10 protein-coding genes are annotated in these 14,313 nt (G+C 67.1%); 5 read left to right on the top strand and 5 right to left on the bottom strand.

Going from position 1 to position 14,313, the window contains the following annotated elements; all coding sequences use genetic code 11:
- Window positions 1-31: 31 nt before the first annotated feature.
- The 3 genes from TQ38_RS14245 (at window position 32) to TQ38_RS14235 (ending at window position 5,105) form a co-directional block, all read left to right on the top strand.
- Window positions 32-1,999 carry an OPT family oligopeptide transporter gene (locus TQ38_RS14245; protein ID WP_043971334.1) on the top strand — a complete coding sequence of 656 codons (1,968 nt, stop codon included), beginning with the start codon at window positions 32-34 and terminating at the stop codon, window positions 1,997-1,999.
- 275 nt (window positions 2,000-2,274) lie between these two features.
- A complete protein-coding gene (locus tag TQ38_RS14240; protein ID WP_043971774.1) occupies window positions 2,275-3,909 on the top strand; it encodes an NAD(P)/FAD-dependent oxidoreductase in 1,635 nt (544 codons plus the stop codon).
- A gap of 8 nt (window positions 3,910-3,917) precedes the next feature.
- On the top strand, window positions 3,918-5,105 hold the full coding sequence (locus TQ38_RS14235) for an NAD(P)/FAD-dependent oxidoreductase (RefSeq protein ID WP_043971331.1): 1,188 nt from the start codon (window positions 3,918-3,920) through the stop codon (window positions 5,103-5,105).
- Between the two features lie 77 nt (window positions 5,106-5,182).
- On the opposite strand, the gene msrA is transcribed toward TQ38_RS14235, so the two are convergent.
- From msrA to TQ38_RS14210, 5 genes are all read right to left on the bottom strand, one after another.
- The gene (gene msrA, locus TQ38_RS14230) at window positions 5,183-5,851 is read right to left on the bottom strand and encodes a peptide-methionine (S)-S-oxide reductase MsrA (RefSeq protein ID WP_043971328.1); all 669 of its coding nucleotides are present in this window, start codon (window positions 5,849-5,851) and stop codon (window positions 5,183-5,185) included.
- A 74-nt stretch (window positions 5,852-5,925) separates the two neighbouring features.
- Window positions 5,926-7,692, bottom strand: coding sequence for a hypothetical protein (locus TQ38_RS14225; RefSeq protein WP_043971325.1), 1,767 nt, complete (start codon window positions 7,690-7,692; stop codon window positions 5,926-5,928).
- Between the two features lie 31 nt (window positions 7,693-7,723).
- Complete coding sequence (locus tag TQ38_RS14220) at window positions 7,724-9,430, bottom strand: Hsp70 family protein (RefSeq protein WP_043971323.1); 1,707 nt, start codon at window positions 9,428-9,430, stop codon at window positions 7,724-7,726.
- Window positions 9,431-9,547: 117 nt separating this feature from the next.
- Window positions 9,548-10,615 (bottom strand): LacI family DNA-binding transcriptional regulator, encoded by a 1,068-nt coding sequence (locus TQ38_RS14215; RefSeq protein WP_043971319.1) that lies wholly within the window; start codon window positions 10,613-10,615, stop codon window positions 9,548-9,550.
- Between the two features lie 45 nt (window positions 10,616-10,660).
- Complete coding sequence (locus TQ38_RS14210; protein ID WP_043971318.1) at window positions 10,661-11,989, bottom strand: MFS transporter; 1,329 nt, start codon at window positions 11,987-11,989, stop codon at window positions 10,661-10,663.
- 229 nt (window positions 11,990-12,218) lie between these two features.
- On the opposite strand from TQ38_RS14210, the gene TQ38_RS14205 reads away from it, so the two are divergent.
- Together TQ38_RS14205 and TQ38_RS14200 are read left to right on the top strand one after the other, a co-directional pair.
- A complete protein-coding gene (locus tag TQ38_RS14205; protein ID WP_043971315.1) occupies window positions 12,219-13,373 on the top strand; it encodes a glycoside hydrolase family 68 protein in 1,155 nt (384 codons plus the stop codon).
- 19 nt (window positions 13,374-13,392) lie between these two features.
- Window positions 13,393-14,313 carry an ROK family protein gene (locus TQ38_RS14200; protein WP_043971313.1) on the top strand — a complete coding sequence of 307 codons (921 nt, stop codon included), beginning with the start codon at window positions 13,393-13,395 and terminating at the stop codon, window positions 14,311-14,313.

Genomic DNA, 14,313 nt, shown 5'->3' with positions numbered 1-14,313 from the left:
CCCGCAAGTTCAGACAGGCAGGCAGGACACGATGGCAGGCGAAACGGTACAGGCACAGGCAGGGGCACGCTCTGCCAGAGAGCTGACTTTCCGCGCCGTCGTTCTGGGCGGGCTTATCACGCTGCTGTTCACTGCCGCCAACGTCTATCTCGGCCTCAAGGTCGGGCTGACTTTCGCCACCTCGATCCCGGCTGCGGTCATCTCGATGGCGATCCTGCGCGGATTTCGCGATTCGACGATCTGGGAGAACAACATCGTCCAGACCGTCGCCAGCGCGGCGGGCACTCTGGCGGCGATCATCTTCGTGCTGCCCGGCCTGGTCATGATCGGCTGGTGGCAAGGCTTCCCCTACTGGACCACCGCCGCGATCACCGGCACCGGCGGCATCCTGGGCGTGTTGTTCTCGGTGCCGCTGCGCCGGGCGCTGGTGGTCGATACACCGCTGCCCTATCCCGAAGGTCATGCCGCCGCCGAAGTGCTGCGCATCGGTTCCGGTTCACGCGAAGGGGCCGAGGAAAGCGCCAAGGGGCTGTCGGTGCTGATCTGGAATTCGCTGGCCTCGGTCGGCTTCGCGATCCTCACCCAGACGCGGCTGGTGGTGGGCGAAGCCGCCGTGTGGTTCCGCGCCGGTTCGGGCGCGACCGGCATTTCGGGCGGGCTTTCCTTTGCCCTGCTGGGCGTCGGGCATCTGGTCGGCCTTTCGGTGGGCATGGCGATGTTCCTTGGCCTTGCCATCGGCTGGTGGGTGCTGCTGCCGATCCTGACCGCGCAGAACCCGCAGAGCGGCGATGTCGCCGCCTGGGCCGGGAGCGTATTCTCCGCCGACGTGCGCTTTTTCGGGGCGGGCGTGATCGGCGTCGCGGCGGTGTGGACCCTGCTGCGTATCGCCGGGCCGGTGGTGGGCGGCATCCGTTCCGCCATGGCGGCCAGCCGCGCGCGTCATTCGGGCGAGGCGCTGGCGCTGGAGGAGCGCGACCTGCCGATCTCGGCGGTGTTTTTCGGGTCGCTGGCGATGCTGGTGCCGATCGCGATCCTGCTGTGGACCGTCATCGCCGGCGGTCCGCTGGCGGGCAGCGAAGTGGCGCTGATCGCCGGCGCGGTGGCCTTCATCGTTGTTTTCGGGCTGATGATCGCGGCGGTCTGCGGCTATATGGCGGGCCTGATCGGGGCCTCGAACTCGCCGGTTTCAGGCATCGGCATCCTGTCCGTCGTCGCGGCATCGCTGATGCTGGTGGGCCTGTTCGGCCGTGAGCAGGGCGCCGCGACGACCGAGGCGCTGGTCGCTTATGCGCTGATCGTCACCGGCGTGGTCTTTGGCGTGGCGACGATTTCGAACGACAATCTTCAGGACCTCAAGACCGGGCAGCTGGTCGGCGCCACGCCGTGGAAGCAGCAGGTCGCGCTGGTGATCGGCGTGATCTTCGGCTCGCTGGTGATCCCGCCGGTGCTGGACCTGCTCAACACCGCCTTCGGTTTCGCCGGGATGCCGGGCGCCGGACCCAATGCGCTGCCCGCACCGCAGGCCGCGCTGATCTCGTCGCTGGCCAAGGGCGTGCTGGGCGGCGATCTCAACTGGACGATGATCGGCTGGGGCGCTGCGGCCGGAGTGGTCTTCGTGATCCTCGATGAAGTGCTGGGCGCGCTCGGCAAGCTGCGCCTGCCGCCGCTGGGCGTGGGTATCGGCATCTACCTGCCGATGGCCGCGATCCTGCCCGTCGTCATCGGATCGGTGCTGGGCCATTTCTACGAAAGCTGGGCCGGGCGCCGCAGGGACCCGGAATTCGCGCTGCGCATGGGCGTGCTGACGGCAACGGGCCTGATCGTGGGCGAGAGCCTGTGGGGCGTGACGTTCGCCGGCATCGTCGCCGCATCGGGCAGCGATGCACCGCTGGCGCTGGTGGGCGAGGGCTTCGAGGTTCCTGCGCTGGTAGGCGGCACCGCGCTGTTCTTCGCGCTGACGGCGCTGCTCTACCGCCGGACCTGCAAGCTGGCGGGTTAAGGGAAGTGGGGCATTTAGCTTTCTCGAATAACGCAGCCGTCGGACATCCCGCCACGTCACCCTGAACTCGGTTCAGGGTCCATCTTGCAATCAACACTGCCGCCCGACCGGATAGATGGATCCTGAAACGAGTTCAGGATGACGGTGTGGATTGTCGATTGGCCCCGCTACCCGTCCGAGAACAGTCCAGCCGTTTTATTGCCTGCTCTCTCGCGCCCGCCGTCCCTGAAAGGCGGCGATGGCGCTGGGCGGCATGAATGTATAAAGGCGCTGCGATGCTTCGCCTGACCGATCTTGCCCTGCCCCTTGACCACACCCCCGCCGACCTCGACGCGGCGGTAGTCTCCCGCCTGGAAATCGCGCCCACCGACCTTGAACGGGTGACCGTGGTGCGCCGGGGCAACGATGCCCGGCGCAAGAACGCGATCAAGCTGATCTACTCGCTCGACGTCGAAGTGCGCGATGAACCCGATGTGCTCGCCCGCTTTGTCGGCGACCAGCATGTGCGGCCTGCGCCTGACACCGCCTACAAGTTCGTCACCCGTGCGCCCGAAGGCTATGCGGGCCCGCGTCCGGTGGTGATCGGGGCGGGGCCGTGCGGCCTTCTTGCCGCGCTGGTGCTGGCGCAGATGGGCCTCAGACCGATCATCATCGAACGCGGCAAGGCGGTGCGTGAACGGACCCAGGATACCTGGGGCCTGTGGCGCCGCTCGGAATTGAACCCGGAAAGCAATGTCCAGTTCGGCGAGGGCGGGGCAGGCACTTTCTCCGACGGCAAGCTGTACAGCCGCATCAAGGATTCGCGTCATCTGGGCCGCAAGGTCCTGACCGAATTCGTCAAGGCCGGCGCGCCCGATGACATCCTGACCGAGGCCCATCCGCATATCGGCACCTTCCGCCTCGTCACCATGGTGATGTCGATGCGCGAGACGATCGAGGCGCTGGGCGGCGAATACCGCTTCAGCACCCGCGTGGACGATTTCGCCATCGAGGAAGGCGCGGACGGCACCCGCCGCCTCAAGGGCCTGCACCTCTCGGACGGCGATTTTCTGGAAACCGGCCACGTCATCATGGCGGTGGGCCACTCCGCGCGCGACACATTCGAGGTGCTCCACGAACGCGGCGTCCATGTCGAGGCCAAGCCCTTCGCCATCGGCGTGCGCATCGAGCATCCGCAAAGCTGGATCGACAAGGCGCGCTTCGGCCCCTGCGCCGGCAATCCGATCCTCGGCGCGGCGTCTTACGCGACATCGTACCAGGCCGGTAACGGGCGCACCGTCTATTCCTTCTGCATGTGTCCGGGCGGGCGCGTGGTGGCATCGTCCAGCGAGGAGGGCGGCGTCGTCACCAACGGGATGAGCCAGTATTCGCGCGCCGAATTCAACGCCAACTCCGGCCTCGTCGTCGACATCACGCCCGAGCGCGATTTCCCCGGCCACCCGCTGGCGGGCATCACCCTGCAGCGCAAGTTCGAGAAGCTGGCCTTCACGGCCGGAGGGTCGACCTACAAGGCGCCGGGCCAGAAGCTGGGCGATTTCCTTGCCGGCCGTGCGTCCACCGAACTGGGTGAGGTGATCCCTAGCTATCAGCCCGGCGTCCACCTCACCGATCTTGCGCAGTGCCTGCCGGACTATGTGGTCGAGGCGATCCGCGAGGCGCTGCCGGTGTTCGGCCGGCAGGTGCCCGGTTACGATCACCCCGACGTCGTCATGACCGGGGTCGAGACGCGCACGTCCTCGCCGGTGCGCTTCACGCGCGGCCGTGATTTCCAGAGCCTCAACACGCGTGGGCTTTACCCGGCGGGCGAAGGCGCGGGCTACGCCGGGGGCATCCTTTCCGCCGCCGTCGACGGTATCCGCGTGGCCGAGGCGCTGGCGCTCGACCTGGTGCCGGTGGAGGCTGGCGCGTGAGTTCTGCGATGAACGAATACGATGCCATCATCCTGGGCGCCGGTGCCGCCGGCCTGTTCTGCGCGGCCACGGCCGGCCAGCGCGGCAAGCGGGTTCTGCTGCTCGACCATGCCGATCAGCCGGGCAAGAAGATCCTTATCTCCGGCGGCGGGCGGTGCAATTTCACCAACCTGCACACCGCGCCGGACCGCTATCTGGCGAGCAATCCGCATTTCGCCAAGTCTGCGCTCAGCCGCTACACTCCGGCGGATTTCCTGGCGCTGATCGATGGTTACGACATCGCCTGGCATGAAAAGACGCTGGGCCAGTTGTTCTGCGATGGTTCGGCAAAGCAGATCGTCGCGATGCTGCTGGAGGAATGCGCCAAGGGCGATGTCACCGTCCACTGCGGCGACGGTGTCGGCGGGGTCGAGTATACCGATGGGCGTTACCGGGTCGATTACGGCCAGAGCAGCGCGAGCGCTCCGGCGCTGGTGATTGCGACCGGCGGCCCGTCGATCCCCAAGATGGGCGCGACGGCCTTCGCCTATGACCTCGCGCGCCAGTTCGGCCTCAAGGTGGTGCAGCCGCGCCCGGCGCTGGTGCCGCTGACCCTGCCGGGAGAGGAAACGCTGTTCCGCGACCTGTCGGGCGTTTCCACCGAGATCGTCGTGCGGTGCGGGCCCAGTGCGGCCAAGGCGCCGGCCTTTCGCGAGGCGGCGCTGTTCACTCACCGCGGGCTTTCCGGCCCTTCGATCCTGCAGATTTCCAGCTACTGGAAGCGCGGCGATACCGTCACCGCGCAGTTCGTGCCGGACCGGCCAGAGGGTTGGCTGAAAGCCGTGAAGCGCGAGCGGCCGCGCCTCTCCTTCCGCAAGGCGATGGGCGATGGCCTGCCCGAACGGCTGGCCGATGCCTTGTGCGAACGGCTGGGCATCGAGGGAGAGATCGGCAACCTTTCCGACAAGGCCTTGGGCGCGGCCGAGGCGCGGCTGGCGCGCTGGCCGTTCGTCCCGGATGGCTCGGAAGGCTTTGCCAAAGCCGAAGTCACCGCCGGCGGCATCGACACCGCCGAGCTTTCATCCAAGACGATGGAGGCACGCAAAAGCCCGGGCCTTTACGCGATCGGCGAGGCAGTGGACGTCACCGGCTGGCTGGGCGGCTACAACTTCCAGTGGGCCTGGGCGAGCGCGCGGGCGGCCGGACTGGCGATCTGATCCGGGGTCGATCGACATCCGGCTTTGCCTGAAAATCAAGTCAAAGCTGCGAATGCAGGTTCGCCCCGGGCAAGGACCTATCGATAGAGCGCCGGCCAGGTCGTGCGCAGTGCGGCCAGCTTGGGCGCGTCGTAGCGACGGATGTAGCCGTTATCGGGGTTCCTGCGCAGGAAATCCTGATGGTAGCTTTCCGCCGGATAGAAGGCGCCTGTCTCGATCTTCGTGGCGATCGGTTTGGAAAATGCCTGCGCCTTGCCCAGCGCCGCGATGTAGCTGGTTGCGACTTCGCGCTGCGCGGCGTTCTGCGGGAAGATCGAGGAGCGGTAGCTGGGGCCGACATCGGGAAACTGGCGATTGATCTGCGTCGGATCATGGCCGACCGAGAAGAACACCTTGAGCAAGGTGCCGTAGCTTACCTGCGACGGATCGTAGACCACGCGCACGGCTTCGGCATGGCCGGTCTTTTCGGTGGAAACGGCGCGGTAGGTGGCATCCGCCTTCACGCCCCCGGCATAACCGGCGGTCACGGATTTCACCCCGCGAACGTGTTCGAACAGTCCCTCGATGCCCCAGAAGCATCCGCCGGCCAGCACGGCGACCTGATCGCCCTTGACCCCGGGTTTCTCGGCCGGAGGAGCAGGGAAGGCGGCGGCGTTGGCGGGGGTGTCGGGCCAGGTGGCGACGGCGGCCGCGCCAAGGCACAGGGCGGCGGTCAGGGCGACAAGCGGCAAGGGTCGGATCGGCATGAGGCACTCTCCTGTTCCACTATATGAGCAGCGGTGTACCGCAGCGTGTATGAGTGAGGCGTGAACGCCCGTGCCTAAAGCGTTTGCAGTATCGCGCGGCGTCCTTCGCCCTTCCAGTCGAGCGTGGCCTCCAGTAGCGCCACCGTGGCGGCGCAGCGGTGGGCGTCGCTGCTCTTGCCCTGCATGGCCAGGCCGACCTCCTGCTTGCTCAGCTTCGTCGCGGCGATGACCTTGGCCACCAGTGCGCCCGGAACGCTGGCCGAGGAGCCTTCGAGCTTTTCCGGCTCCTTGAGCAACCCGCGCGTCGCCAGGCTGGCGTAGAAAGTGCGTTCGGCCCCGCGCACTTCGAGGGGGACCAGCGTGGTCGGCGGGGTGGAGGCGAAAGTCATCATCATCTGGCAGGCGGCGGTGCCGTCCGCCTGCGCGGTCTTCAGCAGCGCGAGGCGCAGGCGCATCGTCGTCTCGAAATCGTCGCCTTCGAGATGGCGGCCGACGAGGTAGGTCCGCCCCCGGACGATGTCGAGACCCCGCTTCATGCTGGCGGTGAGGTCCGCCTTGCCGTCCGGCGTGAACTGGGCGCTCTCCGCCAGTTTGTCCGTCAGTTCGGACTCGTGTTGCCGCAGCCAGTCGGGATCATGCGGCAGTCCGAAGACGTCGGCGACCGTCGCGGCCAGTGCCTGCGCGCGCGCATCGGGTCCGCTGCTCCCGGAATCGCCAAGGCTCACCAGGAAGCCCAGGATAATCAATCCGCCCAGCACGATCGTTCCGGTGAGCCAGCTGTTACCGCCTTCCCACGACGCGATCCGCCGTGCGTCGAGGCGCTCCTCCAGTTCCGGGAAATGCTTGCGAATGCCGGTGAGCAACCCGCGTACATCGGCCCCGTTGGCGCGCAGGTGGCGCAGCGGACCGGCTTTTTCCGGACGGCCCAGTTCGGTCCAGGCCTTGTGATAGCGGTGGCCCTTTTGCTGGACCTTGCGTTCGAACCGATGGCCGCGAAGGCGCGCGCCCAGATAGTCGATGGCGGGGCGTGCGTCGATCTTGCCCCATTCGCGTTCCCAGTCGAAAGCTGCCACGGCATCTTCCAGCAGGGGTGCGCTACGGGGCCAGGCATCGGCCAGCAGCCCGGCGAGCCAGTCTTCCATCTCGCCCTGCCGCCCGATGTCGGAGTGGTGGACGGTTTCGAGGACCTCTTCCAGCAGCATTCGGGCGCGGGCTTCATCGCCCTCGTCCATCGGGGAAAGGCCCGCCGGGGCTTCGGTGTCCAGCATCGCGGCGAGCCGGGCGAAGGGGGATTGCTGCGATTGCTGGCCTACCGCCGCCGCGTTTTCGAAGCCTTCGAGCAGCGGCACGGCGAAAGGATCGGCGCCGCCCGGCGCAGCAGCCTCGCCGCCTGCGTTTTCGGTGGAAGCGGCAGGTTCCGGCGATACCCGGCCCAGCAAGTGGTCGCCTTGCGGCTGGGCAGGCCGGGCCGAGAGTGCAGGGTCGGCCTGCCATTCACCGGCAAGCGTGGGCGCGGCGTGGGGCCATTGCGGCGATGCCAGCGGCTCCGGGGGCGCAGGAGGAGGAGCGGGAGGTTCGGGCAGGTCCGCCTGGGGTTCCGCCGCTTGTGGCACTGCCGCTTCGGGCACGAACTGCGGGTCGTCAGGTCCGGCGCCCGGCTGCGGCATCGTCTTTGCCAGTCGCAGTGCGGTGTCACGCGCACCTCGAAGCTGGGCGTAGCCTTCGACATTGCGGTCGAGGTCCATCGCCTTGATACGGCCCGCATAGGCGCCGCGGATGGCCTTGGTATCGCTGGTCGCCGCTATGCCCAGCAGCGACCATGGGAAACCCCCGCTGCTCATGTTCCTGCGCCTGCCGCCACCACCTGCACCGTCACAGCGGACTGGAGCTGTCTATCTCGCCCAGATGGCCGACGAGGAAATCGCGGGCATCGGCGATACGGCGCGGGTCCTGCGTATCGAGCGCGCCGGCGAACTGGGTGATCCAGTGGCCGATCATCTGGCGCATTTCGCCGATGTGATCTTCGTATGCGCGTTCGGCGCGGGCCATGAGGGCGACGTTACCGGCCTCTTCTCGCGGATGAAACTTGAGCTTTGCAAGCGCGGCGCGGCGCTTTTCGATGTCCTTGGGGCCGGGCCGGTCCTCTTCGTCGACGATGACGATGCTGTGGCTCTTGCCGCTCAGCGGAACGTGCACGTCGACTTCCAGAAGGCCGGAACTGTCGTAGGAGAAACGCACTTCCGCGCTGACCTCGCCCGCCGGGCGCGGCGGTACGGGGACGGCGATCTGGCCCAGTTTGACGTTGCCGGAAACCTCGCGCGCCTCACCCTGATAGATGCCGAATTCGATCTGCTTCTGCCCGTCGCCCATGGTCGAATAGCTGCTGACGCGGCTGACCGGGACCGGGGTGTTGCGTTCGATGATGGGAGAGAACAATCCGCGCTGGAGGCCGCCGTAACGGTCGTTCTCCGCCACTTCGATGCCCAGGGTGAAAGGGCATACGTCGGTGATGCGGATTTCCTCGAGCGCCGCGTCGCGCCCCACGAGGCCCGCCTGGATCGATGCGCCCAGCGCCACCGCATGGTCTGGGTGGACCGAGGAATTGGGGAAGCGGCCGAACAGGCGGGTGATCGCCTTGCGGACCACCGGCATCCGGGTGGCGCCGCCGACGAGGACCACGTCGGACAATTCCGCAGCCTCGATCGCGCAGTCGCGCAGGGCGCGCACCACGGGATCACGCAGGCGGCGGATCAGCGGTTCGCAGGCGGTTTCGAACTCCGCTTCGGTGATGATGGTAGAAAGGCGCGTTTCGTCGACGGTCAGCGCGAATTCGGCCTCGCCAGCGCTGCTCAGCGCGCGGCGGCAGGTTTCGGCGGCGCGCTTGAGCAGGGCCTCGCGGCGCTCGTCCGGCGCACTGGCCAGCAGGCCCTCGGGATCGACGCGGGGCTTGGCGAAAGCGGCCAGCACTTCGTCGAAATCGTCGCCGCCCAGCCGGTTGTCGCCCGCCGAGGCGCGAACCTCGACGATGCCGTCGAACATTTCGACCACGGATACGTCGAAGGTGCCGCCGCCCAGGTCGAAGACGAGGAACGGTTCGCGGTCGCCCTTGTCCTGCAGGCCGAAGGCGAGGGCCGCGGCGGTCGGCTCGTTGATGAGGCGGCGCACGGAAAGGCCTGCCAGTTCGCCGGCGCGGCGGGTGGCCTTGCGCTGGCGGTCGTTGAAATAGGCAGGCACGGTGATGACCGCCTCGGTCGGCGTCTCGCCGGTCAGCGCCTCGACATCGCGGACAAGGGCGCCCAGGACGATGGCCGAGATATCTTCCGGCTTGTATTCCTTGCCTGCCAGGCGCGCGGTGCGCTGGGTGCCGATCATGCGCTTGAAACTGGTGGCGGTGTCCAGCGGATGGGTGGCCAAGCGGTCCAGCGCCGGGGTGCCGATCCAGGCCTGTCCGTCCCTGGCGATGCTCACCGCCGAAGGAGTGAGCAGTTCGCCCAGCGCATTGGGGACCAGCTGCGCCTCGCCTTCGCGCCAGATGGCGACGGCGCTGTTGGTCGTGCCAAGGTCGATCCCGATCAGCATCCCGGGCCACCAATTATGTTCTGAACCACACGCTTCCTCAGATTGCACCGGGACTTGAACGTGTGACTAGCGGCATCGCGGGCGAGGGGTAAAGGGTGAAATCCCTTGCCCGGATGTTTAGCGCAGCGTGGTTCGCCGCACGATCAGCGTCGGCGCCATCGCCAGGCTGGACGTATCCTCGCCCTCGATCCGGCTTTTCAGCTTTTCCACCATGACCCGCGCGCCGTCACCGATCTCCTGCCGGATCGTGGTGAGCGGGGGCATGGTCTGCGCGGCGAGCGGCAGGTCGTCGAAGCCGACGATCTGGGTGTCGTCCGGCACCGCGCGGCCCGTTTCGTAAAGGACGCGCAGCGCCGACATGGCGATCAGGTCCGAAGCGCAGACGATCCCGTCATAGTCGAGGTCCGGCATGGCCAGCGCGGCCTTGATCTGCGGCCCCATCTCGGCATTGGCGAGAGCGACGGGGATATGCGTGAGCGGCAGGCCTGCAGCCTGCGCGGCTGCGGCGGCACCGCGGCGGCGCATGGCGATCTCGATGCCGGTGGTATCACCCAGGAAGGCCAGGCGGCGTGCGCCCGATGCGATCAGATGCTCGGCGCTGAGACGGCCGCCGTGTTCGTTGTCGGTGCCGACCACGCAGTGGACCTGCCCTTCGCGGTGGTTGCCCCAGACAACCAGCGGACGGTAATTGGCGGCGACCCGGTCGATGATCTCGGACTGGTCGGACTGGCCGATCACCAGAACACCGTCGACCATGCCCGATCCGGTGATGCGCTCCAGCCAGTCGGTCGTGCCGTCGGGGATGGCGCGGCTGAGCATGAGGTCGTAGCCGCTGTCGGTCAGCTGATCGGCAAGATGGCCAAGCAGGGTGAGGAAGAACGGATCGGAAATGCTCTGGCGCTTTTCGTGGCCCAGCGGGATCACCACGCCGATGACGCCCGTGCGCCGCGAGCGCAGCTTGCTGGCCATCTGGTTGGGGCGGAAGCCATATTGCCGGGCCAGGGCCTGGATGCGTTCGCGGGTTTCGGTGTTGACCAGCGACTTGCCCGCAAGCGCGCGCGAAACCGTACCGGCGGAAACCCCGGCGACCCGCGCCAGGTCTGCTAGTGTACGCACTTCTACTTGGGGCGCGGACGTGTCCGTACCGTTGTCTTCCCCGTTGCTGTTGCCCGACCCTGCCACCATGGGCCGAGCCTTATCACCACGATCGCGTTGCCGGAAGTAACTTGTTCAGTTAGCAACCGAGTTTCGGTTCGGCGGCCCGCCCACGCTGATGAAACGCGTTGCCGCCGCGCCCAACAACATGAGCATTCCGGCAAAGATCAGCGCATTGCGGGCGTCTGCGCCCAGAAGCGGCGTGTAGATCAGCGGCATCGTCAGGTTTTCAAGCAGCATCGGGATGACGATGAACATGTTGAAGATGCCCATGTAGATGCCGTTTCGCGCCGGCGGGATCGAATCGGCGAGCATCACGTAAGTATTGCCCATCATGCCGGCCCAGCCCAGGCCGATCCCCACCATCAGCAGCGCCAATACCGGAAACGAGGCGGTAGACGGGACCGCCATCATCGCCGCGCCCGAAGCGGCGAGGCAGGCGACATGGACCCTGCGCGCGCCCAGCCGCCTGACCACGGGAATGAGCGTCAAGGCGCTGACGAAGGCGACGGCGTTGTAGATCGCGCCCAGTTGCTGGCCGGTCAGCACCGCATCGCGGAAGTTCTCGGACGCGGTATCGACGCTGCCGTAAAGCGAGCGCGAGAGGGCGAAGGCGATGTACTGCCAGTAGACCATCATCGCGTACCACTGGCACAGCATGGCCAGGGCCAGCTGGCGCATCGGGCCCGGCATTTCGGCGATGGCGGCGCGGATTTCCTCCAGCGTGCTCCGCGCGGTAAGCGGGCGAACGGCGATGGCGGCGCGTTCACCGGGGCTCATCGGCAGTTCGGGCACGCGCAGCACCGAATAGAGGATGGTCGAAAGCGACAGCACCGCGCCGATCAGGAAGGCCAGCCGGACGATTTCGGGAATACCGCTGGGGCCCAGCAGGTGGCGGTCGACGATCCCGGTGAACAGCGACGGGGCTAGGTAGGATGCCGTATGGGCAAGGCCGGTGAATGCGCTCTGGGTCAGGAACCCGACCGAGCGTTGATGCGGCAAAAGGCGGTCGGCGACATAGGCGCGGTAAGGCTCCATGGTCACGTTGTTCCCAGCGTCGAGCAACCATAGCAGGCTTGCCGCCATCCATAGCGCCGAGGAGTGGGGCATCGCGAAAAGCGCGGCCGAACACAGCACGGCGCCCGCGAGGAAATAGGGCGTGCGGCGGCCGAGGTGGGACAGCGTGCGGTCGCTCATCGCGCCGACCAGCGGCTGGACCAGCAGCCCGGTCATCGGCCCGGCCAGCCAGAGCAGGGGTATCATCGCCTCGCTCGCGCCGAGATAGGCATAGATCGGCCCCATGTTCGCCTGCTGCAACCCGAAACTGAACTGAAGGCCGAAGAAGCCGACGTTCATCTCGATGATGCGCAGCAGCGAAAGGTGCGGCCTGGAGCCGGTCGACATGCGAAGCCCCTTTCGGTTGTGCGGCCGCACCGGGCCTATAGGCAAAGCAGGACCGCGCACAGGGACGGATTCATAAGAATCGATTGCAGGGCGTTCGCCTAGGCAAATGGCCTGAGTTCATCTGCGTACCAGGCGCCGCAGCCAGCAAAATTGCGGTACTTCGTGAACATACTGACATTGTACATTTTCCGTTTACAATGAAATTCAATCGATTGTACGAAGCGCGTCGATGACGCTTCCAGACGCCTTTTTCGAATCTCCCGTGACGCTGAAATGGACCGCTCGGGACCTGGGCGGACTGGCCGCGCAGCCGCTGCCCCGTTCCCCGGTTCTTGTCGCCGGCGACGTGCGGCGCGTGGCTGATGACCTCGACGTCTGGGACGCCTGGCCGCTCGCTTGCGGGAAGGGAATGCCGGTGCGCTGGCGCGGGGGCGAACTATGGTTCGCGCTGGCCGCCCCGGCGTTCGAGGATCCCGAGGCGCGGCACGGCGCGGCGCGCATCCATCATTTCCACCGCATCGACGGGCGCTTCATCCATCTCGGAGCGACTTTTCCCGAAGGCTTCACACCCGGCAGCCGCGAATGGTCAGGTTCGGCGCACTACGATGAAGGAGAGGTTGCGCTCTACTTCACTTCGGCCGGAACCCGCGGCGAAGCGGAACCGACGTTCCAGCAGCGCCTGTTCGCGGCGACCACGCGGCTTCTGGATGAAACCGAGGGCCCCGTTTTCGCGTCCTGGTCGGAGCCGGTGGAACTGACCGTCCCGGTCGATCTGATCTACATGAGCCGCCACGACGCGACCGGGCAGGTTGGCGAGATCAAGGCTTTCCGCGACCCCGCGACCTGGCGCACCGCGCAGGGGGACGAATACCTCCTGTTCACCGCGTCGTCGGCTCGGCAGCTGGGCCGCTACAACGGCGTCATCGGCTGCGCTCGGCGGGCGACGGGTGACACCGGCGAGTTTGAGAAACTGCCGCCACTGATCGACGCATCGGGCCTCAACAACGAACTGGAGCGGCCTCATGTCGTCGCCTACGGCGGGCAGCTCTATCTGTTCTGGTCAACCCAGGCCAAGGTCTTTGCCCCCGGCATCGCCGCGCCAACCGGCCTCTACGGCGCCGTCGCCGACAGGATCAAGGGCCCGTGGCGATTGCTGAACGGGCACGGCCTGGTCTTCGCCAATCCCGCCGCCGAGCCATTCCAGGCCTATAGCTGGTGGGTCCTTCCCGATCTTTCAGTGACCAGCTTCGTCGACTACTGGGGCATCGATGACGCCGAAGCGGAGCAGAAACCGGCCGGCAGGGCGCACTTTGGCGGAACTTTCGCGCCGTTCCTGCAGTTGCGTCTCGATGGCACACGCGCCATGCTGAAAAGCGGGCGCTGAAAACACGGATCAGGCAGACATGCACAAGCTGGCGGGCATCGAACTGGGCGGCACCAAGACGGTGGTCGTACTCGGCCAGCCCGGCCGGATCGACGAGCGTCTGGAGTTTCCCACCACCGAACCGACGGAAACGCTGGACCGCGCCATCGACGCGATCCGGGGCTGGCGTGACGACAAGCCGGTGGACGCGGTGGGGATCGCCAGTTTCGGCCCGCTGCGCGTCTCGCATGAGGCATCGGACCATGGTTTCATGCTCGACACCCCCAAGCCCGGCTGGAGCGGGGCGGCAGTGGCCGGGCCAGTCGCCGCGGCACTTGGCTGCCCGGTCGGCCTCGACACCGACGTCAACGGCGCCGCGCTGGCCGAACACCGCTTCGGCGCGGCGCGCGGGTGCGAGAGCATGGTCTACCTTACTATCGGCACCGGCCTTGGCGGCGGCGTGCTGATCGCGGGCGAGCCGGCGCATGGATTGCTGCACCCCGAGATCGGCCACGTCCGCCTGCGCCGCGCCCTCGGCGATACGTTCGAGGGCGCCTGCGCCTTTCACGGCGACTGCATAGAGGGCCTCGTCAGCGGTCCTGCGCTTGCCGCCCGGTTGGGCACTCACCCGTCGCGCGTGGCAGCGGACGATCCGGCCTGGGAAACGGTCGCGCAGGACCTTGCGGAACTGTTCGCGATGCTGGTGCTGACGGTGTCTCCGCAGCGCATCGTGGTAGGCGGCGGGGTTGCCGGCAAGCAGCCGCATCTCCTGCCCATGGCGATTGCCCGTATACCCGCGCTGCTGGGCGGATACCTGCGCGACTGCACGCGTGAGAAGCTGGCGGGCATGGTCACCCCCCCGCTGCTGGGCGACGACGCCGGGCCGATGGGCGCGCTGATCCTTGCCGCCCGCGCGCTTGAAGATCGCCGGGCCGCTGTCAGGGCGCTCGCAGGTGCCTGA

This window comes from Novosphingobium sp. P6W, assembly GCF_000876675.2.
Lineage (GTDB): Bacteria > Pseudomonadota > Alphaproteobacteria > Sphingomonadales > Sphingomonadaceae > Novosphingobium.
The sequence above is the reverse complement of the archived record's forward strand: the minus strand, read 5'-3'. Positions and strand labels throughout refer to the sequence as shown.